The following is a 25,731-nucleotide window of genomic DNA, read 5'->3' on the forward strand; positions in this document are numbered from 1 at the left end:
GAACTGCAATGCAAGACAGGATCGCGGAGCATCCTCTCCGCACCACAACACCTTGGAACCGCGGCAAGCTGATTGGACCCAAGCCGCCTCTGAAGGTCAAGGAGATCTGGTTCATTCGGGTCAGGCTCTAAGTCGCCAACTGCATCCGGTATTTGGCCCTGTTCAACCTCGCTCTCGACAGCAAGCTGCGCGTCTGTGACCTGGTCGCGATCCGGGTCGATATGTGGCGCCCAATGGGCGGGTGCGATCTCGAGCAACCATCATGTAGCGGAAGACGGGCCGTCTCGTTCAGTTCGAAATCACGGAGCATACCCGCGAAGCTGTCGGGCGCTGGCTCGAGAAGAAAGAGTTGCACAAGGGCGAGCCACTCTTTCCCAGCCGTGTCGATCGGCGAAGGTCTATGACAACACGCCAGTACGCCCGTCTACTTGGAGCCTAGCTTCGCTCAATCGAGCTCGATCCCTTAGCCTACGGCACCCATTCCCTGCGACGGACCAAGGCTTCGATGATCTATCGGAAAACCGGCAATCTCCGGGCCGTCCAGCTTCTGTTCGGCCACACCAAGATCGAGAGTACTGTTCGGCATCTCGGGATCGACGTCGACGACGCCCTTCTGATTGCAGACCAAGTTGAGATCTAAGTGCCTGAGGCGGCTCCCGACGAGCCGCCTCACAGCCTGCGCCTGCTACGAGACAAGGTCCGGATGTGAGACTCAAGCAGCCACAGGACAAACGACGGGCGCGTGCCAAAACTCGACCTTCATCAGGAGGCCTCAAAGGCCCGAGTCTTGAAATCGCTTGGCTTTATGTCACTTGCTATCAGATGACCACGTCTTTGCCCGCGCTGCGATGAACTGCGGCACATCTTGCGCAGGCATCGGGCGCCCTACGTGATATCCTTGTACCAAGGCGCAGCCCTGCTCCCGAAGAAGGGTCATCTGTGCGGCGGTCTCGACGCCTTCCGCAACCACCTTGATGCCAAGGCTTTGACCCAGGCCAAGAACAGCCCGGACAATCGCGGCATCTCCCGCGTCCGTTTCCAGTTTGCTCACGAATGAGCGGTCGATCTTGATCACGTCCACCGGGAACCGCTTCAGGTGTGCCAGCGACGCATAGCCAGTGCCAAAATCATCAAGGGCAATCGTCACCCCGGCCGCGCTCAAAGTGCGAAGCGCACGTTCGACCGTGTCGGCGCTGGAATCGAGGAGGACACTTTCCGTCACCTCAACCTCGAGGCAACTCGTCGGCACGCCGGCCCAGCCCAATTCCTCAAGCACCCGCTCGGCATAGTCACCGCGACGGAGCTCGACCGCCGCAGCGTTGATGGCAACCCGGCCGACGTCTAGCCCAGCTTCGAGCCAGCCGCCTATATCCCGGAACACCCGAATGCGCATGCGCTCGCCAATCGCAATGCCCAGACCTGGATCATCAAAGGCGGGCGCAATCGCCCCCGGAGATTGGATTCCACGCCTGGGGTGGCGCCAGCGCAGAAGAGCTTCGAAGCCGCCCAGCGCGCCCGAGGCCGGCGCCACCTTGGGCTGGTAGAAGGGTTCGATCCAGCCGAACGTCACCGCCTTGCCAGCGATTTCCAGGGCCGAGGCCGTCCGCTGCGCCGCCTCACGCATGGCCGGATTGAACATCGTGAACGTGCCGCGTCCGCGGACCTTGCCGTGGTAGAGGGCAAGGTCCGCCTGCTTCAGAAGTTGCTCCGCCGTCATGCCGGACCCGGCGGCACAAGTGGCACCAATGCTGATGCGGAACTCAAGCGTGCTGCCATGGTGCCTGAGAGGCTCCTGCATCTGGGCCATAACTGCCTTGGCCGTCGTGGCAACCTGAGTCTCGTCCGCTACCTCAGGAAGGAGGATGGCGAATTCATCCCCACCCAGACGAGCGACCGTATCGGTGGCCCCGACCGCGCTACGCAGCCGCATGCCGAGGGCCTGTAAGAGGGTATCCCCGACATCGTGTCCAAATCGGTCGTTTGTCTTCTTGAGATGATCCATGTCGATCAGCAACAGACCGACCATCCTATGGGAACGGGCGGCCTCGGCGACCGTCTGCCGAAGCCGTTCGTGAAAGAGCCGGCGATTGGGCAAGCCGGTTAGATCGTCGTGATAGGCGGCGTGGCGAAGGTGCTCCTTGGCGAGTTTCCTATCATGAATATCCTCGACAGTACCGTACCAGCGCAGAACGGCACCATCCTGATTCCGCCGGGCTGCGGCCCGTGCACGACACCAGCGGTAGCTCCCGTCCGCCAGGCGGATACGGTATTCCGTATCGAATGGCTCGCCACTCATGACAGAGTGCTGCCAGCACTCCTGCGCCGGTGCCACGTCGTCAGGGTGCAATGCGCTCTGCCACCCCGAACCCAGCGCCCGTTCGACCGGTACGCCTGTGTGCTCATACCATCGGGAGGAGGTGTCGAGGATGTTGCCCTGGGGATCCGCCGTCCAGGGGATCTGGGGATTCAATTCGACCGAGTGGCGGTAATGTTCCTCGCTCTCGCGGAGTGTCGCCTCATTCTGCTGGCGCTCGATCGCCAGAGCCGCCAGGTGCCGAACGGCATCGATGCGAGCCATTTCACTTTCGGTGGGGGCACGTCGCTCACCGTGGTAAAAGGCAAAGGTACCCAGCACCTCGCCGGAGCGCGTCAGAACAGGCTTGGACCAGCAGGCCTGCAAGCCATGGAACAGCGCCACATCACGCCAGTCTGCCCAGAGCGGATCGGAGGCAATATCGGTGACGATCACATTCCGGCATTCGGCGGCAGCGGTCCCGCACGAGCCCACGCCAGGTCCGACAGGTAAGCCATCGATGGCAGCGTTGTAGGGTGCCGGAAGGCTCGGTGCCGCTCCGTGGCAAAGCACCTGCCGCTCCCTGTCCAGCAACAGAATGGAGCAGCGGGCAGCGGGGATCTGCTCCTCGGCCAGACGGCAGAGCGCTTCCAGAACCTCGTGAAGGGGACGATCGGCGGCGATCATTTCCAACACGCGGGTATGCCCCTGATGGATCAGTTCAGCTTGCTTCCGGTCTTGGATATCTTCGATGATGCCGTACCAGCGCGCAATCGCGCCGGTCTGATCCCGCTGGGCTCCTGCCCGGGCCCGGAACCAGCGATAGCTGCCATCGGCCACCCTGATCCGGTACTCGCACTGATAGGACTCACCCGTGGACAGGGTCTTGCGCCTTGTCTCCATAACCCGCGCCACATCGTCCGGGTGAACAAGCCTGATCCAGCCGCTCCCGAGTAACTCCTCATAGGGGATGTCCAGCAGGTCGGTCCAACCCGGACCGACATGGATGATCCTGCCCTTCCCGTCCGACGTCCAGGGGATCTGCTGGCTGAGTTCGACCGCGTGGCGATAGAGCGTTTCATCCACCTCTAAACCTAGATCGCGAGACAGATCGCTGGCAGTGGTAGCGTGATTGTCCATTCCATGTTGTCTTTGTCGATTGAGGCTCCGAGCAGTGGGGATCATTTTTGAACCACAGCATCGGGACTGTCGATTAGGGTATTCGGCCTAATCTTTCGCTTCGATAGAACAATACACTTGCACCACCACACCATTCCGCTGCCGTTGCTGGGAGAACATCGGGTCGGGCTGGTCCCTTATTGAGTTTGCCCCGGCAACCCTTTGTTCGCGCCCGAGATCTTTAACTACCTAGCATTGACCGAGATCAATCCAGTGCGCCACATGCGATGCTAGAAGATCCGCCAATCGCATTAACGTGTGTGAAGGCATAGCGTGTGTACGGCTATAAGCTTAACCCTTCGTGGAAGAGTACTTCAGTTGTATGATTGAGCGGTCATGATGTTACGGTCGCTCGCGAGAGCGTGTGATGATTGACGACGAAGTGGAGGCCGTTGCCAGAGCCATTGCCCGATCACGGTGCTCTACCTTTCCCAAGAGCTCGGAACCCGACATCAGCGCAGTATCGGAACAGCATCGGGACCTGGCTCGGCTGGCCATTGCCACGCTTGAGCAGCATCGAGCGGCAAAAGACAAGAGCAACAATCAGTTGGTCTCCAAGGAGCCGGATCAGACACCCGTAAGTTGCCCCGGCCTGGATTGAAAGCAAGGCGATCTATCGTATGGGCACGGCACGGGAACTTTTCGATCAAACTATGGGTTCACAATCCCAAAGACCCACCTATTTCTAGGAAAGAACTGCTCGCTCAGATGCAGTCTGTTGCGTTTGCGTGTCTGGAGGCTGAGCATGGCCAAGGATGAGATCGAGGCGGTGGCCCAAGCCTTCTACTATTCCCTGGAAGGCGCACGGGACTGGGAGCGTGAGCCTGAGCTGCTCAAGGAGCGGTTCCGGCGGGATGCTCGTGCCGCCATTGAGGCGCTCAATGGGCACCGGGATACTGTCACCTCACGCGACATCCCCCCTCTCGCCGTGCCAGGAGAGCTTGGCAACGCGCGGGAACTCCTCATGAACTCCCAGGAGGTCAGCGTACTGCCCGTCCCCGGGTTCCGAGCTTTCAGGACCGTTCTACGAGGTGCCGATCACACCTTTGAGGTCGCCAACGATCCCTATTTTGGGCTTGTCGGCCACCGGGAGCTTCTCGGGCGACCGGTCCGGGAGGCGCTCCCGGAGCTGAGGGGACAGGGCTATTACGAGTTGCTGGATCATGTGTACCAAACCAGAAAGGCGTTCGTTGGCCGCATGATGCGGATCATGGTCCAGCCCAAGCCAAGTGCCCCGCTTGAGGAGCACATCATCGATTTTGTCTACCGTCCCATTGAGAATGCATCGGGGCAGGTCACGGGCCTGTTCGTCGAGGGCTATGACCGGACCGAGTGGGCGCGGGCGTAGATGCAGGGCATCAGTGAGGCAGGTGTTTCCGTCCTGATTCTATGAGGACCTCCATGGCCTCCACGCAATGTGATGACCTTTTCCTATGAGACGCTTCGGCCCCAGAGGACATGAACTGTCGAGAGATGGCCTCGGAAAGCCTTTCCTCGGGCTAAAAAACCTCAAAGACGCCAAGTACGTCTTTTAGGTCTTGCGGCTCCTGCTGAAATGATGGGACTCAAGGGGCGGTCTCCTTGGCTTCCTTCGAAGAAAGTACGCTCATGGGTTCTTTAAAGAGCCGTTTCGGGTCACAAGGCGATGACGCGTGCCACACAGAAACGTCCGATGTTCCCTGCGTCAGCAGACGTTCGGTCTACTTCGGCTCGGTGCCATACCCGGACGTTCCCGTCGCAAGCTCGTGTTCCGGCTAGGCTGACAGGCACCTGCCGATCCTGGTAAGCAAGGTACAGGTGGTTTCGGCTGCATCACAGGTCAGGAGGTGAACCCGGTGAGAGCCTGAGCAGGCCCGCCCTGTCCTGAACCCGCGGCAGCTTAGCTGGGATCAGAAGCGCACGTTCACGCCCACGCGGCTGATCCAGCCGTCGTTCTCAAGCCGATAGCGCGCCTGGTCGCCAGCACGCGTGAGCGTCAGCGTCTCGTCTTCCAGGTTATAGTACAGCGTCTCGGTCTTGAGCGATACGCTATCGGTCAGCATGTGCTCGGTGCCGGCGCCGAGCACGAACCCGGTCTTCCAGCCGTCGCTGCTGGCCTGTGGGCCCACCCCAGGCGGGGTGACCGTAATCTGGCTCCTGTGTTCGATCCGGGCATAGGCCAGACCGCCTGTGACGTAGACCAGCGAGCGTTCGACAAACGGCACAAGGCTGGGCATCGCAAGGCCGAGCCGACCCTTGACGCTGCCGAACAGGCTCATCTGCGAGCTCAGGTCCGTGCGCAAGGAGAACGGATCCTCTACACCCTCGAAGCTGCGGGTACGTCCCACATCCATTGCGGTCAGATCCGCCTCCAGGCCAGCCACGAGGCTGCCGAAGTCCCATAGGTACCCGATCTGGGCACCACCGCCGAGCCCGCTGTCGCTCAGACCCGCCCGGGCCGGAATCGCTCCAGGGGAGACGCCCGACAGCCCGGTGCGCAGCGCCTCTCCCTCGTCACGGAGCCACGCGCCGTGAACGCCTGCGTAGAAGCCCGTCCAGCTGACGGCGGCAACGGCTGGAACCGGAGCAACGGGAGCCGCGCGATACGGCAGGTCGGCGGCGGACGCCATGGCTGTCCCGGCGATCAGGGCTGACAGGGACAGGAAGAGGCTCTTCATCACGATCTCCGAGGATTCGGCCCGAGGATAAGACAAGACCGGCGCGAGGACTGTCACACGGGGGCAACAAGACGGGACTGTCGATGCTGCTCATCGGGCAGCGCTAGAACACAGGTATGCGAGGCGGGATAGCAGCTCCTCCCGCCTCGCGATGGTCGCTTACAGGATAACGTCTCCGCTGGAGAAGGAGCCGACGATCTTGATCTGGAAGTCGGCCCTGCGGTCTCCGTCCGTGTCGCCCATCAGGATGCCGCGATCGTACCGCAGCTCTCCTGCCTGGCCGGTAAAGCCTGCTTTCAGGAAGGCCACGCTCTCCTTCGGGAACAGGAAGGGACCATCCGATCCTGTCCAGGAGAAGGCCTGATTGCCCTTGCGCAACTCGTTGGCATCGATGCCGCGCAGATCAATCCGGTCCTGACCCGACTTGAAGTCCTGAATGATGTCGCGCTGCGACCCCGCCCGGCTCTCCTTGACGGAGTTGAAGTCGAACACGTCCCGGCCGAAGCCGCCCCACACATTGTCACGCCCCAAGCCGCCCACGATCCAGTCGTTGCCGGTCTCGCCCTTCAGGGTGTCGTTGCCAGCACCGCCATCGAGACGGTCGGTGCCCGAGCCACCCCAGAGGCTGTCGTGGCCCGACCCGCCCATGAGTGTGTCGTTGCCGCTGTCGCTTTTGAGGGCGTCATTGCCGGTTCCGCCGTCAAGACGATCATGGTTTGAGCCGCCCTCGAGGCGGTCGTTGCCTGTATCGCCGTTCAGACGATCGTTGCCCGAGCCGCCGATCAGCCGATCGGCACCCGTGCCGCCCGACACGGTGTCATTGCCGGTGCCGCCATCGAGGGTGTCAGTGCCCGAGCCACCGAGCAGCCGGTTGTTGCCACCCCCGCCATAGAGGCTGTCGTTGCCGGTGCCACCGTCGAGGGTGTCGTTGCCCGTCTGACCATAGAGCCGGTCATGGCCCGAACCCCCAAGCAGCCGATCGTTGTCGGAGCCACCGTACAGGCGATCATTGCCGATGCCGCCCGACACAGTATCGTTGCCGCCGTCACCGTAGAGCCAGTCGTTGCCGCCAAGCGAGCCGACATAGTCGTTGCCTGCGCCGCCGTGCAGCGTATCGTCGTCGGCCCCGAGCACCATATGCTGGCCGGCGCTGTCGCCGTACACTACCTGAGAGCCTGCGCCGCCTGTGACCCGAACATTGCCGATCACGGCCGCGAAGGCGACGTTCTGGAGCGCGATGGTTGTGCCTGCGGCAAGGCCTCGGGCATCGATCACGAGAGCGGTTGGCGGGGCGCTCGCGTCCGGGCTGCCGCTGATCACCAGCGGAATGCCCGAGACGGCTCCGCTCTGGGTGGCGACAAGGCTCTGCACAATGAGCGGCTTGTTCGTCGGCAGGCTGGCGAAGAAACCAGAGCCGCCGCCCGTCAGGGAGGCCTGGTCGGCCGACCCTACTGGCGTGTGCGCCTTGATCTGGCGGATCAGGTCTGCAAGCGAGGAGCCCGCCGGCTTCGGCGCAGCAAGACCTGAGGCGGTCAGGCCGATGCCGATCCCAAGCTGGACGGAAAGCACGTTCCGGCCGCCGACGGCCACGAGCGGGATGTCGGCGTAACGGACGTCGCCGTCTGTCTCGCTCCGGCCTCCCGTCACGACCGGGATCGTCACCACCTGCGAGACTGAGCCGTCCCCGTTGACGGTCTCGGTGCGGCCCACGTCCACGCCGTCGATCACGTCGGCATCCTTCGTGCCGTTCACGCTGACGGTCACGGTTCCCTCTGTGCCGTCGAGCGACTTGACGGTGAATGTCTCCTGTCGGACCTCGCCTGAGTTCAGGGCCTGAACCGCCGGGCTGTCGTTGTCCAGCACGTAGGTCCACTCTCCCGTGGTGTGGTCGAAGGAGAAGGTACCGTAAGTGCCCTTCACCTCGGCCTGGGCCTGGAAGCCAGACACGCTGTCGTCAATGTCCGAGACCGTCAGGACACCCGAGGCGACGAGACTGACGTCTTCCGTGACCGCGCCCGTGGCGGTGCCGCCGATCACGGCGGGATCGTCGACCGCGGTGACATCGATCCGCATCTCGTACGGCCCGGAGGTGTTGCTGCCGCCGTTCGCCGTTCCACCGTTATCCTGCACCCGGAACGTGAACCCGCTGTACTGGCTGCCGCCACCATTCTCGTTCGGGACCGGAGTGAACACGAGCTTGCCGATGTCGGCAACTCCGATCTCCTGCCCCTGGGTGACGGCAACGCCGTTCAGGGACAGGGTGCCGCGAACCGGCAGGGCCTCGATGATGATGGCCGTGAGCGTATTCGGGGCGGAGGCATCGATCGGATCGGCAAACGCGAAGTCGCCGAGCTTGAACGTGTAGGAGCCGTCCTCGGGCAAGGTGACGGCGCCGTCCGCGCTGGTCGGCGCGTCATTCACGGGAGAGACCACGAGGTCGAACTCGGCCTCGTCGATCCGGGTGCCGCCAGATCCGGTGTTGCCGTTATCGATGACGCTGACCGTAACCTTGACGGTATCGCTGGCATTGGGCGCGCCGAGGAATGTCAGCTTGCCCGAGGCAATGAATGCGTTGATGTCGGCGATGGTACCCGACAGCGTCATCGCCGAAGCCGTCCCGCTCACGGTCACCCCGCTCCCGCTGACGGCAGCCAGTGATCCGGAGGGCACGGAGAAGGTGGCAGTCACCATCCCCGATCCGGCATCGGCGTCCGAGAAGCTGACGCCTGTCAGAGCAGCCGGTACGTCCTCCTCGGCCGAGACCGTCGTCGGGACCGTGACGACCGGGGCCTCGTTGATGCCGACGACGGTTAGGTGGACGGTGTCCGTCTGGGCGCTGAACGGCGAGGTTCCCCCGACACCGAGGGCATCGATGTTGGCCATTCCGCCGTTGCTTCCGGCGGACAGGTCCCAGGCGCGGATGGTGAGGCTAGCCGGGACCGTGCCGATGTAGCCATCGTTCGGCGCGAAATGGAGCCTCGTGTTCCCGTCGGCAACCAGAAGCCGTGCGGCGTTCCCCGATGGAGACCCGAGGGCCGACCAGGAGGCACCTCCGTCAGTGGAGAACCACCAAGTGCCGTGCGAGGAGTCCGCCCAGACGATGGCGATGCCGCGGCCGGGGGTGAGATCAGGGTCCGTTATGCCGCCGACCAGGTCGGAGACGAGGATGCCCGAGAGCACCCCATCGACCGGCTGGCCCGCGTCCTCGTTGACGCTCATCGAAAGTGCCGTGTCGGCGAGGACGGGGGCATCGTTGGTGTCCGTCAGGTTTACCGTCACCGAGCCAGTGCCTGTCAGCGGAATGCCGGTGCTCCCTTGATCCGTGATGCCCGTATTGCCGTCGCGGAGCGTCCAGCCAATGACGACATTCGCCGGCGGGGCATCGCCGACGTAGCGGTAGGCGATGTTTTGCGCCACCTGGTCGACCAGAGCCGGGGTGGCGTTGCCATTGAAAGTGATCTCAAGACGGCCAGCCGTGTCACCCGACCAAGTGCCGATCGTGGTACCGGAGACAACCACGTTACCGGAGCCGTCCAGGATCAGGGATCCCGATCCCACGAACTGGTCGTACGAATCGGCGCCGCCCTGGCGCTCGATCGTCAGGGTCGCTCCGGCCCAGCTCCCGCGTTGGTCGAGTTCGGCATCGGTCAGTGCGGCGCCGACTACAAGCACGGTGGCGGCGCCGCCCTCCGTGTGGCCGACCGTTCCGCCGAGTCCCGAGAGCGAGGGGGTATCGTTGACGCGCGAGACGGTCAGGACGATGTCAGGAGAGACATAGGTGTCCGTGCCGCCATTCGACGTTCCGTCGCCGTCGACCAGGGTCAGTCGGGCGATGCGCGGAGCGATGTCGGGATGCTCCGACGTGTTGGCGAAGGTCAGGTTCTCGATCAGTGCCTCGACCGCCGCGCGCGTTGCGCCCGAAGACGTGAAGGTCACTACCAGGGGGTTGAAGCCATCGCCGCCGGAGACGGTGCCGATGACGATGCCGCCATAGGTCACCGTCGTGCCGTCGAAGCCGATCTGGCCTGCGCCCGTTCCCTGGTTGCGGATCGACAGTAGGTCGGCTGCCTCGCCGCCAGAGACGTACTCCAGCCTCAGGGAGCCGCCGTTGAAGTTGGCACTGTCGACATCGGACAAGGTGACGGAGGGCGCGACCCGGGTCGCTGCGGAGCCTTCGACGAGCGAAGCCGAGGCCGGCAGCCCCGTCAGGGTCGGCGCATCGTTGACGGGCGTGATGTCGACCGTCGTCGTGACCGCAGTGGTCTGGGCCGCTCCGCCCTGGCTGGCGCTGTTGCCGCCGTCGTTTACGATCCAGGCGATGTCGACTGATGCGGGCGGGTTGTGGCTGGTGTTGCGGTAGGCGATCTGCTGTGCCACCGCATCGACAAGGGCAGAGGTTGCCTGTGAGTTGAAGATGATCGTGAGTTGCCCGCCCGACATGGTGTAGGAACCCACGGTGGTGCCGGCCAGGATGACGTTGCTGCCCGACAGCGTCAGGGTGCCGGAGCCTTCGAACACGTCCTGGGAGTCGGCCCCGCCGTCGCGGCGGAGCGTCAGCGTCGCCCCGCTCCAGTTGTTGGCGGCATCGAGTTCCGCGTCAAACATGTTGACGCTGCCGTCGAGCACGACAGACGGGTTGTCCTCGACATAGGTCGGCCTGGCGTCGAGCCCGGCAAGGCCGGGAGCGTCGTTTGTCCGGGCCACGTTGACCGTCAGGTTGTAGGTCGCCATTTTGCTGCCGCCGCTACCCTGGTCGGCGATGCCGGTGTTGCCGTCGACGACTTGGACCCGCAGCGTCAGGGATGCAGGAGGCGCATCGCCATCATGACGGTAGGTGATCTGCTGGAGCACCGAGCTGACCATTGCGTTGGTCGCGGCGCCGTTGAACGTGATCTCGAGTCTTCCTCCGACCGGGAACGAGTAGGTGCCGACAGTCGTGCCGCCGACCACGACGTTGCCGGATTCCGCCCCCGTCGAGAAGAACCCGAGCGTCCCGGAAGTCTCGAAGATGTCGTTGGCGTTGGGGGAGAAGGCACCACCCGAGTAGCGGGCGATCGTCAGGACCGCGCCGTTCCAGTCGCCGTCTCCGCCGTTGCGTCCGCTCAGCTCGATGTCGGAGATCGTCGCGTCGGCGTCCAGCGCTACGCCGGCCCCGTTTTCCGTGTAGGTGATCGGCCCTGCGAGGCTGCCGAAGACGGGAGCGTCGTTGATAGGCGTGACCGTGATGCCGACGGTGCGGGTCGTCACCAGCTTGTTGGACGAGCCGTCCTCGTATCCGGCACCGGGCGTGGTGACCGATCCAGGACGATCCCCGGTGTTGCCGTTGTCGTAGACCTTCAGCTCGAGGGTGTCGCTGCCTTGGAAATTCAGAGTGCCGCGGTAGGAGAGCCCTGAGAGCACCGAGTTGATGTGCGCCTCGGTTCCCGTGATCACGAGAAGGCCGCTGTTGTTGCCCGTCACGCCCGACGTGTTCGTCACGTTCAGCGTGCCGTTGTCCACCCGCAACTCGGCCCTCAGGATGCCGCCGTTGTCGTCGGGATCATCCACGGTGATCTGGCGGGCGCCCGTGAAGGACAGGGTAGTGTCCTCAGCAACGGTCTGGTCGGCAGGCACCGTCACCACTGGGGCGTCGTTGTAGTCCACGGCAGGCGTTGCGTCATCGATGACGAGGTTGTTGATGCCCAACCAGGACTGCTTGCCGTCAGTCCTGTGGATGCGGACCTCGTCCACGTTCCCGAAAACGGGATCCAGGGTGAGGGTGAAGTACTCGGAGAAGTAGGCCTGGTCCAGAATGAATTCCTGGCCGCCCATGCTGACGCCGTCATCGAATGCCTCGACGGTGTAGCTTGTTGGTTCCCAGTACCCCCAGTCGCCGAGCTGGAATGACGTCAGCGCGAAATTGGCGCCGTCACGGGACTTGATGGCAAACCCATTGTCCACGCCGTCAGGGCCGCGCAAGGTGATCGAACTCACGAAGCCTTCGAAGTATTGCGTATCCGGGTGGATGTACCAGAGGTCACCGCCTGAGGTCAGCCGTTCCCCGGTTGTCGGGTCGATGACATAGATGTCGATGGTCTTGCCGTCGATGTCGTCCGAGCCGTTCTCGCCGTCCGTCGCGATGCCGTCTTCGATGAGCTGGCCGCCGTTGGGGCTATCGAACTGCAACGTAGCCGGCCCTGCCACGAGGACATGGCCATAATCGCTCTGCACCTCCGGTGAGACGCAGTTCCCGGTGTCGACGTTTCCGATCCGGGTGTCGAGCTCCCAATAGCCACCGAGCGCTACAGCTCCCACGGGGGTCGTCGATGCCGCCACGTCGGCGCCGATGGCCTCGGCCAGGGCTTCTACGAACGCGCGCCCCGCTTCGCCGGCCGCCACATCGCAGCCGTAGAGAAGGAGGTCGGCCTCAGCGGAGAGAGCCGTGCGGATCGTGGCGAGCTGGTCGGAATAGCCATCGAGGTTGTCCAGGGTGACACGGGCGGAGCCGAGCGCCAGGAGCCCCTCGCTCCCGTGGCTGATCACGTGCACCGCATCGATGCCGCTTCGCCCCACCAGGGCATCGGCGATCTGCGCCAGACCATCCCGTGTGCTGTCGAGCAGCACCACCTCCACGCCCGGCCGGACACCGTTCGCCAGCGTCTCGTAATCGCTCACCGATGTGTCAATGAAGACGATCTCTGTCTTGGCCAACTTCGCGCCAATGGCTTCAGCAGACTTGCTGCACAGAGAATAACCGCCGTCGCCAGCCGGAAGGATGTCGGTCGTCATTGGTGCCCCACATGTGCAGCGTCCGACCGTTATACATCGTTACCATTTGGGCCTTGCGGACCCGGCATAGTCAGACCTTTGGGCGCAGGATCAACACGCACCTGACGCAAGGTCAATGCGTAGTAGCCCGGATCAAGGACGACGAAGCTTTGCGCAATACTGTGTTCAGGGGCTTTCCAGCAGTGAAGATTGACGTTGCATTTCATAGGCATAACTACCTATATCCCAGCACAAAGCCGGCTATTGGGTGGCTGGGCTCCAGGCATTTCCGAGACAGCGTGTCGCAATTTTGCCACGGATGCGAAACGTGCAGCGCTTGGGGGAAGAATAGCTAAGGCGACTGGCCAGCCATGACCGCTCACCTCTACAGTCAGCTTTGGGTCAAACTGAGTCATTCAGCGCGACCGTAATAAGGTCCGCTGTCTGGCTGATTCCTGACGTTCGTTGATTCTCGCAGTAGGGTTCGACCGGCGAGTGAACCGATGCGATAGCAGGGGAAAAGCTAATTTTGTTGAGCTTGCTTCCCATACGCTTCCCAATCCGGTTTTCTGGGAAGCAGGGCCAAGCCTGTTCAGCATCTAAGTGCTTGAAGGGGCTTGGTGAGCGCGCTGGGACTCGAACCCAGGACCCTCTGATTAAAAGTTAGAAAGAGTGAGTCGGCGCCAATCCTTGCGGCACAACAAATTTCGAGCTAAGTAGTTGTGTAGACTCGACTTTCCGGCGTTGAATAAGCCGAATAAACCCGAATAAGCTGCACCATAATCGAAGTAGCGTGCGCACGGGGTGCGCACGGAAACCGGGGGCAAGCCGTGCCAGAGCGTATCAAGTTCACTGCCAGTCGGGTCGGATCTCTGCCGATCCAAGCCAAAGAATATGCTGTGTGGGATGAGGCCACTCCAGGCTTCGGGGTGAGAGTCTATCCCTCCGGCCAGCGGCGCTACGTCTACCGCTATCGCGCGGGTGCCAGTCGCAGCGCTCCGGCTCGGATGGTCACCATCGGCGATGTACGCAAGCTCGGGCTGGAGGATGCCAGGCGGGTGGCCCGCGATCTGGCCGGGCAGGTCGCCCGTGGCGGAGACCCCTCAGCGGAGAAGCGGCAGAGCGAACTGGATCGCGTACGTAAGCGGCCCTTTGCTGATGTGCGTGACGAGTTCCTGACCAAGTACGTGGACCCTCGCCTGAGACCCAGAACAGCAGCCGAGTACCGGCGCATCCTGACCTACCTGTTCGAGCCGCTGGCCAACAAGCCATTTGATGAAGTCACCCGCGCGGACATCGCCGATGCTCTTCACGGCATCGCTGAGCGCGGCATCCGGCAGGCTAACCTCGCCCGGGCAGTGATCCGCAAGATGTTCTCCTGGGCTCGGTCCGTGGGCTTGTGTGACGAGAACCCGGTCCGCGATACGGCTCCGGCCGGCCGGGATGTACGGCGCGAGCGCGTCCTGTCACTGGATGAGCTTGGGTTGATCTACCGGGCCGCCCTGGAGCCGGATGACACCTATGGCGCCGCCGTGCGCTTTCTCATGCTGACGGGCCAGCGCCGGTCCGAGGTGTTCGAGATGCCGCACAGCGAGGTCGATGTCGCGGAGAGGCTTTGGCGCTTGCCGGCCGAGAGGACCAAGAACCGGCGCCCGCATGACGTGCCCCTGTCACCTGCGGCGCTGGCAATTCTCGCCTCCCGTCGGCACGGCCGGGATCTTGTCTTCTCGACCGCACACGGGACGGTGTTTGGCGCCCTCTCAAAGGCCAAGCGGCGGCTTGATGCCAAGGTGCTGGAGCTGCAGCGAGCTGTTGATCCCGCAGCCAGTCCCCTGCCCCGCTGGACCTTGCACGATCTGCGCCGCAGCTTCGTCACGCATGCGCATGATCAGCTGGGCGTGGACATTCCTGTCATTGAGCGAGCGATCAACCACATCTCAGGCACGTTTGGTGGCATTGTAGGCGTGTACAACCGTGCTCCCCTGCTGAAGGAGCGACGCGCTGCGTTTGATGCTTGGGACCGTCTCCTCACGCATGCCGCTGGATTGGGTTTAAGTGGTATCGAGAGTGTCAGCCTCAACTCCAACCGAGTCGCCGAGGCCGCGCTATAAATTGAGACTGACGCAGCCAACTCGCTGCCGACTGGAAGTTATCCGCACAGATCGCGGTGCTCGAGCTCCAGTCTGGTGCGACAGCTGGCGATGGTCGTTGGCCGACCCGTGAGGAGCGAACAGGTAGTCCTAGACGGCGTTGTGATGCGAGACGCCACGATAGCGGCGAAAGCGGACCTCCTCACTCAAAAACCGATCTGCCGACAGTCACTTAGCTCAATTGTTAGAGCAAATTCTCTTCATTTGAGAGCGTCAGCAATGTCAACATCAAGTTGATATAACCACGCGCGTCAACCAGGCCCCTCGTTTGCTCACAATGATAGCAATATATCAAGTATTCGGGCCAATGGTCCTACGTGAATTATATTTCAAACAAAATTACCTTCAATATATACTTGCTTATATTCAAATGTCTCGCATACATTGGCGTTGGAGAACGCCTGAGGTGACGCTTGGCTGAAAGCGTCACAAGTGACCTATACTGAGGACTAAAGTGAGCAATAATCTAAGTGCGTGCTCCAGCCGCAGCCCGCATCTAACAGACCGTTCAGGGGTATTATCAACCAAGAAGATCTCGAAGCCTTCGATTGAAACCCAAGTCGTGCTGCGGGGCGATGGCCTACAACGACTTCTAACCACTGAGGATGTGGCGGCCATACTCGGCATCGCCCCAGCCACGGCCATATGGTGGCGGAGCCAACGGCAAGGTCCTCAGTGGATGCGGTTGGGTCGCGGAAAACGCGCCCCGATTCGCTATCGGCCTGACGCCATTAACGCATACATCGCGCAAATGGAGTGCGCGGAGCACTAAAGCTCCCCCTCTCCTTTTCGCTAGAATCTTAATCCCAGCGACGGGGCAGCGCATCCGGCGAACGGAGCGCTGTACCTCGACGACAGATCGCCTTCGTCTTGAAGATTAAAGACCGTCCGGCAAGCAGGTCTTCACCCGGACAGATCTTCAGACGCGGGCGAACTCAAACATTCAGTGCTGTCATGACTATACACGAGAAGTGCATTCCTGCACACATCAAGCAGACGAAGGCGGTCCCCTCACCGTTTCCCATCACTCGACGAGCGCGTGCTCAAGAGCATGCCGTTCTTCAAAGCATCGAACATCTTATTCGCATAGGAGCATCGGTCATCCTGCTCCACGAACGAACCAAACGGCCTATCGGAAACGATTGGTCAATTGCGCCGATTGCCTCTCTCGACAAACTGACGCGGGAATATCGCGAAGGCATGAACGTCGGTATCCGTCTCGGCAAGTGGTCGATGATCGACGGACTGTTCCTGCATGTCGTCGATGTAGACATACACGATCCTGAGAGGGCAGACGAAGCTTTGGACACGGTCGAAGACCTATTCCCAGGATATGATGTTTGGTCCTGGCCGCGCGTCAAATCAGGGTCGGGCGGCAAGTCGTGTCACATCTACTTCTTAACTGATAAGCCATTCCCGTCAAGGAAGCTCGCAAAGAGCAAGGAGATGGTGACGGGTGAAGATGGGAAGCCACATCGGGCCTGGGAAATCGAGCTGTTCGGCACTGGAAAACAGGTCGTCCTCCCGCCGTCGATTCATCCCATAAGCGGGAAAGCCTATGAGTGGATAGTCCCGTTCGATCCATCCGCCAAACTGCCTTATATTGCTGAGGAGTTAATCGAGCAACTTGTCTACCCCGAAGAGGACGATGAGGCTGAGTACGATTCCGAACCTATCGGACTCGACGTGGAAGAGATTGAGGCGGCACTTCCCTGGCTCGACAAGACCTATTGGTGCGATGAATTCGAGGGATGGCGCAATCTCGGCATGGCGCTCAAGCACGAGTTCAGAGGTTCCGAAACCGGATTCAGGATTTGGGACGCATACTCTAAAGAGAGCCCCAAATACGATAAGAAACAACGCGAGCATTGGGACTCATATAAGGGACGCGCGAGGCGCCCTATTACAATGCGAACGGTGATGAAAGCGGCGAAAGAGGCAAAGCGCGCGGTCGAACGTGCGGGGTATGCAGACGAGTTCGAGGATGAGGAGACTGCGGCATACCATCAGGAGCTCAGGGACCAGTTTGATGATCTAGATCTGGAAGAGGCGCCGGTCCAGCTCGACGTGCCGAAACGCCTCTTACGCCCGCCTGGGAAGTTGGGACTCGCCACTGACTACTACAACGACACGGCAGAGAAGCCGCAGCCGCAGTTCGCCGTGCAAGTGGCTCTCGCCATTGGATCTGTCACGCTCAGTCGCAATTTCGTGACGAACAAGAGGAACTACCCAACTCTGTACTTCCTGAACGTGGCTCCGACTGCCGCCGGAAAAGAGCATTTCAAGACGGTAATTGATGATGTTCTCGAAGCCGCGGGTGTGGGTTCGCTTATTGCGCCGGAAGAATTCAGCTCAGGTGCGGCGATCTTCTGGCATCTGACGGAGTCGCCACGCACGATCTCAGTCACGGACGAGTACGGCATCTATCTATCCACAGGCCGAGATGCCAACAACACCCTCAAACGTGAGACACGGAAACTTCAGTTGGAGCTTTTCGGGCGTCCACACGGCATCGTGCGTGGCATTGGTTACTCGATGGCTAGGGCTACCAAGGAGCAAATTGAGGCTGCGAGGAACCGAAAAGTCATCCGACCGGCTTTCGTGCAAGCGGGCATGACTACGCCAGAGACGTTCTATGAGGCGATCTCGAACAAGGAGGTCCAATCGGGTTATCTGAACCGCTTCCTCATCGTTCGAAGCTTACTTGGAATTCAGTTGAGTCGAGAGGATGTGCCGGATGCGGAAGTCCCCCCTGAACTGATCGAATGGGTGAAGAAGTACGTCAATGCTCACGGCGGTACGGAGGATGACAACGACCATTCATTTGGAAAACCCGATTACGTGTTCCCGCCGAGGGTCGTCCCCTTCGACGATGAGTGTCTGTGCAAGCTTCGAGAGTATGAGAAGGAGCTGATCAAAAAGATGAACGCCATGAACCAGGAGAACGGCATGGGTTCTCTTTACGGGCGCACGCGCGAAATCGCGATGCGCTTGGCGCTCATCATCGCTGTTAGTTGCGAGAGCAAGATCATCCGGCTCAAGCACCTCGAATGGGCGTGGGACTACGTGTCCTACTACCACAAACAGATGATCGAGGACTTCTCCGCCAACCTCGGGAAGACGGAGATGGAGGGTGTATGCGACGAGGTGGTGCAGATGGTCACTCTCGCGCGTGCGAGCGGCCTCACGAAACGTGAGATCGCGCGCAAGTGCCGATCCTTCAGCCGCCTCAGCATCCGCGATGGTGAGGAGGTCCTGGCCCGGCTGGAGCGCAACGGACAAATTCGTCTGGAAGAAATCAAGACGGGACGGGTGGGGCGGAAGCGCAGGGCCTATGTCGCCATGAAGCGAAGAGCTACCAACTTAAAGGAGAATGATAATGAATAATCACGATGTCAAAGTCCTACGGCGTGCCGTGCGTAAAGCTGGCACTCTCGAAGAGTTGCAGGAAGATATGGACTTTCTTCTCAGAAGAATCGAGTTCACTCACACCGACATGCTTCAATGGGCAACGTGGATCAAGGATTGGATATACACCCGCAGAGCGCAGTACGTCTCACGGTCCGATCTGTCGGTGGCGTGTCTTTGGTCGGTTGATAGGGACGCCGTGGGTTTCTCGAGAAACTTCGACCTCACCCTGGAGCACCTGATTAAGGCCGAACACCTGAAACCCACTAAATGGCATGACGGGCGAACGGACATGCTAATGACTCAGCTCGCACCCGGCTTCTACACCAGGGGTGATTTGCGTCCGAAAGACTGAGCCGCAACAAGCCCCGCTTCGGCGGGGTTTTTCTTGCGCCAATTCTCCAGAAAAGCCGAAAGCTTCGTCACACGCCGGGACCCGACAGGGACGTTACGTGAATCCCCGCGGCGGTGTGATTTCGTCATGGGCCGTTGACGGAACATGACGCTTCAAACCCTTACCCCACAAGGGTTTGGGCAATATCGTCGAAGATGGCAATTCTGGCGATGGAGAATTTTGAGGGGAACGAGCATACCCCACCCTGCGTGACGTTTTGACGAAATTGAAAGATAAATAAAGTTATCATTATAGTTCATACATTTATGTCTATCTAATTACGTCATGATTCCGTCAGCGGCTTACGACGAGAGTACCCCTGAACGCTTTTGGAAAAAATTCTGAAAACTGTCACAGACGGCGCTCAGCGCCCCCCTCGGTGAACCACTGACGCGGGAAGGACCCGAAGCGACTTCCAATGTCCCAGAACGTCTCACCTTGTCCCATGCTGTCCGTATCCGTGCCATGGTGTCCCATGCTGTCTCAGGGCTAATCAATTACGCATTTGATCTGCTTACGTTTCGCCGGTTGTCCCATGCTGTTCCATTTAGTCTCAGGCCGTCTCAATCTGTGCCATGGCATCTCATGGTGTCCCATGCTGTCTCACTGCAGACCAAATGCGGTGACCTAGAAGCAACGCTCTTCCAGTCACCAATCCCTGAATGCACGTGCTCGTCATTGTTCATTCTCGAAGACCGGATGCAGGAAGCGGCACTTAGTGCCATCGGACAATCCTCTGTCGGGAAGTTCGGTCGTCGTCGGAGCTGCTGGAAGGGGTGCGCGAGGACTGGCGCAGCTGGTGATGCGGCCCAGCCCTCGCCGGCGGTTCAGGCCGCAGCCGGCACCTGATCGAGAAAGCCGACCACGCTCTTGAGGCGGCCATTCTCGAGGGTCGCGAAGTCAGTGCCCTTAATGGGGCCGTCACTGCCGTGCGGACCAAGCTGCCAGGAAAAGCGCACCTGATCGCCGTAGCCGTCGGGCTGTCCCACGACGGTAAAGCGGAAGTTCGGGAACTGTCCCTGCACGCCAGCGATCAGGGCATCGATCTGGTCATGGCCTTCACCTTGTATGAGAGGATCGCGGTAGGTGCCTGCCTCGGCCCAGAGGTCCGCCAGGAGTGCCTTGCGACGGTCTTGGTCGGCTTCGTTCCAGAGGGCGATGTAGCGGGTAGCGATGGATGCAGCGTCGGTCATGGAATGTCTCCTGTTTGATGGTCAGATCAGTTCCGGCGTGAGAACCATGGCCGAGGCTGGAGATGACGTCGATTACGCCCGAGGTAATGGACCGAGATCGAAGCAGTTCGACCAGCATTCACCTCGCATGGCCGATGAGATGCGACCGAGGCTCCTGCTCTCTCGAAGGAATTGATGAAGTCGGGCGAGATGCCCGACTTCTCGTTCGATCACCCCTGCACGCGCTCTCGATGACGCGACCATCCCGGTACGATCAGGACCACAATGGCCATGATCGAGGAGAATGTTGCAAGCGGCCATGTGGTGCCACCTTACAACCAGATCACAGCCACCGTTCCACCAATACTCACGATGAGGCTCTGCACGCAGAAATGCAGCGCCACCGCCGCCCGGTGATGTCTCCGAACTTTTTTAGGGCGCCGTTCGCCGTCTCCGACACGGTGAAGACGATACCGGTCGCCATAACCCACATAGGGACGATGAATGTCCAGAAGAAGGGAACCCCGAAAGCTTGTCCAATGCTCAGGAGCCCTGCACCCAGGAGCAGCATCACCATGCCTCTCGGAAGGCTGCGGGAGTTCCCCACCGAGCGACAAACTATTTGGCGAAGCATGTAGCGTTTCCATTGGAAGACCCGCCGACAGTTTACTCCGCTCGATCCGCTCCACCCTTGCCCGAAACCTTTAAGGAATTCATGGAAGTATCCCATTCCAACCTTGCTGGCATACTTCAGCTCACCGAAGCGCAACGAACTCACGAGTGAAAATCGGACCGTTTCGTCGACGGATCTTAATAAATTCGTTAACGAGAAAATCCTGAGAATTGCGTGGTTTCGTAAACGAAATTTTCCCATTCATTTCCATAGTTTATTGGGATTTCGTCATGCTACTTTTGAGGTATTTTCAGGCCTGCCGCATTCTGCCTATGTTCTCGTCCGACTGAGGGACGACGAACCATGGAATCAGGGATACAGCGCATCGGACCATTCCTTGAGGTGACGGACGCCGAGGGGCGACGGCACCTGTTTAGGACTAATGCCAATATCGAAGTCAGTGACACCGACTGCCTTCGGAACGAGAGCCTGATCACCATCGGGAACCGATCATTCATGGTCCTTCTCCCATACGACGCGATTGTCAACGTCCTGATCGAGAGAATGCCGACTTGATCGGCGTGCAAGCGATGCCGCTAAGTCTCGTCCCTCCCCTATGCCAGAGCTATAATGGCTCCCCCAAGCCAGAATCTGACGATGATGTTACTGAACGACGCCGCCCGGCCGATGGCCACCTCCCTGATGAGCAGGGCCAATGAGGATCCTTTGCCGTGGATCACGTTCGTACTTGGCAACTTTCCGCTCGCAGTCAGGCATCCTGATAACCCCGAGTATGTAGTGACGATCGACGGCCGCGTGTTCGGCCCGCAGAGTTCTCTCAAGCAGGGAGCGCAGAAGGAACGCGAGGGAGACACCGGGTACCGCTCAATCTCGTTCCCAATGGCGAATGGGGCGAAGAGCTGCCTTCTCCATCGTGTGGTGGTTTCCGCATTTCTGGGCGTCCAACTTTTGGACGAAAGCCTCGACGTCAACCATCTGGACGGGCGTAAAGACAACAACTTCCTTCCAAACCTGGTGCCCTGCACACCACGGCAGAACGCGATCTACAACCGCGATTTCGGACTCGCCGCGACTGTGACGGCGGAAGCACGCATGCGTCTCGCGGAGGTGCGGGTATCTATCGACGAAGTCATAGTCAAACTGGAATCCATGCATGACGAGATTACCCGCGCAGCGGAGGATCTCCTCAAGGAGTCGAACAGGCTATTCCTCAGATTCCTACGAGAGCGCGAGGGCATCCAAGCGAGGATAAGATCATCGTTGGTAGAAGGCCCCGAAATCCGCGACGGGTTAGGGCCGTGCTGGGTCTGGACCAGGCCCCTTAAGCCCAATGGGTATGGCACGCTGACGGCGATGAACGTCCAGAAGGATGCGCACGCCTACTCTTACTATGCATTCAAAGGCACGCGGGAACAGATTAGGGACTGGTTCTGGAAGGGCGTGAAGCACCTCGACGTGTGCCACGAATGTGACGTGCGGCACTGCGTCAACCCCGATCACCTCAATCTGGGCACGCGGCAAGAGAACGTCGACCAGATGACGTCTAGAGGGCGCAAGCCTCTGGGGCCAGATCGATGGAACACCGTTCTCGACGAAACTGCCATCCGGGAGATCAGATGGATGCTAGAACAGAAGCTGTGGACCCAACCGATCATCGCGGACCTTTTTGGCGTTAGTCAGCCGACCATTGCCGAGGTCAAGTCCGGCAGAAAATGGGGCCACGTCCACGGATCTCAAAAACCCGGCTTCGATCTGCCCCTGGCGGACGTCCAGGAGGGAGAGAACCCGAGATTCCGCCAAGCCGAGATGAACGGCAAGTCAGTCGTGACAAACGAGAACGTACGCCTATTGCGCTACATGAAGGCCAGCAATCGCTGGTCGAACGACACAATCATGCTGGCCTTTCCACACATCGGGAAGCGCACCTTCTTCGGAATCGTGACAGGGCGCAGCTACAGCAACCTAACGGCCATGTCTGATTTCGAGGCATCATCTTACCTCGGCTCCCTACCTCCCGTGGATTTCTCCGTAGACGGAGCAGACCTCCGTGCGCCGCGGGAAGCAAAGCGCCCGATGAACGAGGCTCAGGCGGCCTTGTTAAAGCGCATGCTACTCGAAGGCGGCTGGCGCCGCAGCACGCTAGCGAGGCACTTCGGGATCACCGAGACACAGGTCAGCAGAGTCGCTTTGGGCAAGGTATGGAGCCGGCTGGATGCGGCTCCTGTCGCCTCACTTGTGGAACTGGCGGCCACTCTTCCCCCGCGCGACGCCCCACCGACGCGCTGATCCTATGGCATCGAAGCGCAGACAACGACGCAGATCCTGCGAAGGCAAGCAACGGTTTCTATCAGAAGAATTGGCCGCTTCAGCTATCAGGTGGCTACGGGGACTTGTTGCCTACAGATGTGCCTTCTGCGGAAGCTTTCATATCGGACACCCTCCGCGCCGTGTCCGGCAGTCTCTGGCTGCGAGACGAAGGAGGGCGGTAACCTAACCACAGTTCATGTGCTGGAAGACACTCGCAATTTGACCGAGATTAAAGCCATTCTCGAAGGCTCTGGCGTTTTACTCTCGGCACCTGGAGTGCGGCATGTGCAAACAGCGACTATTTCAGACAATCGCGCAATCACGGTTCAGTACAATCTCGGGGAACCGGAACGTTGAGAAGAGCTGGGAGCGGCTTGTTTCTACCGAAAGCAGTCGTGTACTTGTTAGTACGAAGCTGTATTCGAACCACGAGATAGAACGGACTTAATGTTCTTATCCACCTTGTTTGGTCTTATTGATCTTTCAATTCCGAGGTGGTGCGTTGCTGTAAGAACGAGACAGAACAGGGTTGTGAACCGTCATGTCGGAATTTACTGATCAAGATCACTGGAAGGCGCTGATCCTCTACGGCCTAAATCAAGCCACTTACAAGATCGCGCTCGGCAAGACCCTGCTCAGCCTCTCTGACCAGGGATACACCTCTGTCCCGTGGGACGTGCTCTCTCACGAGTTCCTCCACCAATACCTACAGCGCCTCGCATCGAGCGAGGCAATGCCACAACAGTCGAACCCGAGCCGGCGCACAAAGATGGAGCGTATCATTGCTGAGCGTCAGGTCGACAAGCTGTCACTCGATCAAGCGGTGAACGAGGTTGGGCGGACGGCCTTTGAAGACGTCATCAACCGCTTCCACAATCTCGGAAACGACACGAGCTTTCAGGACAAGTTCTACCGGACCAATTTCGGGCGCACGCTTGAACTGACAGACGAGCTGCATGCCGTTGCGGTGTCCGGCCGTAGTGAGCTGGAGGAGGAGCTCAACGCACGCTGGGCGCTCCTTGAAGGCGCGTTTACGATGAGCCACGAGCGTCACGAGCACTATGAGCTCGCCAATGATCTGAGACTCACGTATCTCGCGAACGGCCATAAGCGGAAGGGCCTGACCTCGAACATTCCCTTCTTACAAGGCTACCAGGGTAATACCTGCTTCTACTGTGGTGAGCCCATGGCGCCGGATGATATCCACGTTGACCATGTGTTGCCGCGCCAAGTCGTACACCATGATGAGGTCTGGAATCTCGTTCTCGCTCATAGTTTGTGCAACGGCCTCAAGTCGGACCGGGTCGTTGGTGAGCACTTCATGCACAAGCTCATCGCGCGGAACGAAAATATCATGGGCAGCAACCACCCGTGGAAAGCACGCATTGCATCGTCGCTCGGCGGCACTCCCCAGGCCCGCAGCCGCGCTCTGATGAAGCATTACGACCAGGTAAAGCTCATTCTCCGCGACAACTACTGGGGTGGCTCGGCTTTCTACAACCCAGAGAGTGACCCCTTTTACACCCGGCTGATCACTGTGCTAAACAACGGCTCCCGGAGATGAGTCAGTTCTCCCAGGCGCATAGCAAGGTAGATTGACGTATAGGGGAAGCTCTCGCCGGGGCCAACTAGAGACCTGATGATGTCGATCAGCTATTACAATGCCAATGCCGATGCGTACTTCAACGATACGGTGGGTGCGAACGTCAATTCTCTGCGCGAGCGCTTTCTGGCGCATGTGCCGCCAGGTGGGCATATTCTTGATGCGGGATGCGGCTCGGGACGAGATGCCCGCGCCTTCGCCAAGGCCGGCTATCAAGTTACAGCGTTCGATGCCTCCGCCGAGATGGTCAAACGCGCAGCCGCTTATACCGGGCTAGATGTGCGCCATATGACCTTCGCCGATATGGCATGGACGGAGGAGTTTAATGGCATCTGGGCATGTGCCACGCTGCTGCACGTACCGCGAGATGAGCTTGGCTCGACATTCGCGCGATTTACTCGAGCGCTGAGACGTGGTGGCGCCTGGTACCTATCGGTAAAGCACGGGACTGACGACAGAGTCGTAGGAGAACGCACCTTCACCGACCTGATCGAACAGGAGATGCAAAAGCGCTTGGAGGACGCGGGCCTGTCTGTAGCGGATCTCTGGGTGACTGACGATGTGCGCCCTGGACGAGCTGATCGTTGGGTAAACACAGTCGCTGTTCGGATTGAATAGAGCTTTCATGCCCTCGCAGGGCTATCATGCCGGCGCATTCTTATGTACCGGTCTATTCCCTATCACTTGCTCGATCCAGAACGCTCATGATCCAGACCTCCGTTGCTCTTGCCACTTTCCTACTGTGTACCACTCCGGTCCTGGCTGAGACGGTCGTCGGTCGTGCGAGCGTGATCGATGGCGACACTCTTGAGATTAGGGGAACACGGGTCCGGTTTCACGGGGTGGATGCCCCCGAGAGTGCCCAGACCTGTCAGAGCTTGGACGGGAAGGCCTACCGCTGTGGCCAGCGAGCCGCCCTTGCTCTCTCGGACAAGATCGGAACATCCAATGTCTCATGCGTGCAGAAGGACATTGACCGCTATCAGCGGATTGTTGCCGTGTGCTCAGCCAAGGGTGAGGACCTGAACGCCTGGTTGGTTCAGGAGGGATATGCCCTCGCCTATCGCCAGTATGGGGCCGATTATGTGCCTCAAGAGACCGCAGCCAAGAATGCAAGGCGGGGGCATCTGGGCTGGCACCTTTACACCGCCCTGGGACTGGCGCAAGGGCATCCGTGAGGAGAGCCC

14 protein-coding genes and 2 pseudogenes are annotated in these 25,731 nt (G+C 60.1%); 11 read left to right on the plus strand and 5 right to left on the minus strand.

Features of this window, described 5'->3' with window-relative positions:
• The first annotated feature begins 143 nt into the window (after nucleotides 1-143).
• A pseudogene (locus GR328_RS19115) lies at nucleotides 144-640 on the plus strand (tyrosine-type recombinase/integrase).
• Between the two features lie 168 nt (nucleotides 641-808).
• Here GR328_RS19115 and GR328_RS19120 read toward each other — a convergent pair.
• A complete protein-coding gene (locus tag GR328_RS19120) occupies nucleotides 809-3,433 on the minus strand; it encodes a bifunctional diguanylate cyclase/phosphodiesterase (RefSeq protein ID WP_160886626.1) in 2,625 nt (874 codons plus the stop codon).
• Between the two features lie 406 nt (nucleotides 3,434-3,839).
• Here GR328_RS19120 and GR328_RS19125 point away from each other — a divergent pair, with 406 nt between their 5' ends.
• Nucleotides 3,840-4,073 (plus strand): hypothetical protein, encoded by a 234-nt coding sequence (locus GR328_RS19125; protein ID WP_160886628.1) that lies wholly within the window; start codon nucleotides 3,840-3,842, stop codon nucleotides 4,071-4,073.
• 144 nt (nucleotides 4,074-4,217) lie between these two features.
• Nucleotides 4,218-4,820, plus strand: coding sequence for a PAS domain-containing protein (locus tag GR328_RS19130; RefSeq protein ID WP_160886630.1), 603 nt, complete (start codon nucleotides 4,218-4,220; stop codon nucleotides 4,818-4,820).
• 541 nt (nucleotides 4,821-5,361) lie between these two features.
• Here GR328_RS19130 and GR328_RS19135 read toward each other — a convergent pair.
• Complete coding sequence (locus GR328_RS19135; protein ID WP_160886632.1) at nucleotides 5,362-6,129, minus strand: outer membrane protein; 768 nt, start codon at nucleotides 6,127-6,129, stop codon at nucleotides 5,362-5,364.
• Nucleotides 6,130-6,288: 159 nt separating this feature from the next.
• A complete protein-coding gene (locus tag GR328_RS19140; RefSeq protein ID WP_160886634.1) occupies nucleotides 6,289-12,897 on the minus strand; it encodes a DUF4347 domain-containing protein in 6,609 nt (2,202 codons plus the stop codon).
• Between the two features lie 809 nt (nucleotides 12,898-13,706).
• On the opposite strand from GR328_RS19140, the gene GR328_RS28330 reads away from it, so the two are divergent.
• The 4 genes from GR328_RS28330 to GR328_RS19160 all read left to right on the plus strand — a co-directional run bounded on the left by GR328_RS28330 (nucleotide 13,707) and on the right by GR328_RS19160 (nucleotide 18,789).
• A complete protein-coding gene (locus GR328_RS28330; RefSeq protein ID WP_160886636.1) occupies nucleotides 13,707-14,987 on the plus strand; it encodes an integrase arm-type DNA-binding domain-containing protein in 1,281 nt (426 codons plus the stop codon).
• A 601-nt stretch (nucleotides 14,988-15,588) separates the two neighbouring features.
• Nucleotides 15,589-15,798, plus strand: a complete 210-nt coding sequence (locus tag GR328_RS28610) for a helix-turn-helix transcriptional regulator (protein ID WP_425487051.1) — start codon at nucleotides 15,589-15,591, stop codon at nucleotides 15,796-15,798.
• A gap of 182 nt (nucleotides 15,799-15,980) precedes the next feature.
• Nucleotides 15,981-18,413 carry a bifunctional DNA primase/polymerase gene (locus GR328_RS19155; RefSeq protein ID WP_160886640.1) on the plus strand — a complete coding sequence of 811 codons (2,433 nt, stop codon included), beginning with the start codon at nucleotides 15,981-15,983 and terminating at the stop codon, nucleotides 18,411-18,413.
• Nucleotides 18,406-18,789, plus strand: a complete 384-nt coding sequence (locus GR328_RS19160; RefSeq protein WP_160886642.1) for a hypothetical protein — start codon at nucleotides 18,406-18,408, stop codon at nucleotides 18,787-18,789. The genes GR328_RS19155 and GR328_RS19160 overlap by 8 nt, the downstream gene beginning before the upstream one ends.
• An 866-nt stretch (nucleotides 18,790-19,655) precedes the next feature.
• Here GR328_RS19160 and GR328_RS19165 read toward each other — a convergent pair.
• Nucleotides 19,656-20,021 (minus strand): nuclear transport factor 2 family protein, encoded by a 366-nt coding sequence (locus tag GR328_RS19165; RefSeq protein WP_160886644.1) that lies wholly within the window; start codon nucleotides 20,019-20,021, stop codon nucleotides 19,656-19,658.
• Nucleotides 20,022-20,230: 209 nt separating this feature from the next.
• Nucleotides 20,231-20,618, minus strand: a pseudogene (locus tag GR328_RS27550) (CmlA/FloR family chloramphenicol efflux MFS transporter); the annotation flags it as partial.
• A 652-nt stretch (nucleotides 20,619-21,270) separates the two neighbouring features.
• On the opposite strand from GR328_RS27550, the gene GR328_RS19170 reads away from it, so the two are divergent.
• The 4 genes from GR328_RS19170 to GR328_RS19185 all read left to right on the plus strand — a co-directional run bounded on the left by GR328_RS19170 (nucleotide 21,271) and on the right by GR328_RS19185 (nucleotide 25,722).
• Nucleotides 21,271-22,920, plus strand: coding sequence for an HNH endonuclease family protein (locus GR328_RS19170; protein WP_160886646.1), 1,650 nt, complete (start codon nucleotides 21,271-21,273; stop codon nucleotides 22,918-22,920).
• A gap of 562 nt (nucleotides 22,921-23,482) precedes the next feature.
• Nucleotides 23,483-24,505 carry an HNH endonuclease domain-containing protein gene (locus GR328_RS19175; RefSeq protein WP_160886647.1) on the plus strand — a complete coding sequence of 341 codons (1,023 nt, stop codon included), beginning with the start codon at nucleotides 23,483-23,485 and terminating at the stop codon, nucleotides 24,503-24,505.
• A 75-nt stretch (nucleotides 24,506-24,580) separates the two neighbouring features.
• A complete protein-coding gene (locus tag GR328_RS19180; protein ID WP_246215971.1) occupies nucleotides 24,581-25,162 on the plus strand; it encodes a class I SAM-dependent methyltransferase in 582 nt (193 codons plus the stop codon).
• An 86-nt stretch (nucleotides 25,163-25,248) separates the two neighbouring features.
• Nucleotides 25,249-25,722: a thermonuclease family protein gene (locus tag GR328_RS19185; protein ID WP_246215972.1), complete on the plus strand. Its 474-nt coding sequence runs from the start codon at nucleotides 25,249-25,251 to the stop codon at nucleotides 25,720-25,722.
• Nucleotides 25,723-25,731: the final 9 nt, after the last annotated feature.

It is taken from the genome of Microvirga makkahensis (genome assembly GCF_009830105.1).
Taxonomy (GTDB): Bacteria; Pseudomonadota; Alphaproteobacteria; order Rhizobiales; family Beijerinckiaceae; genus Microvirga; species Microvirga makkahensis.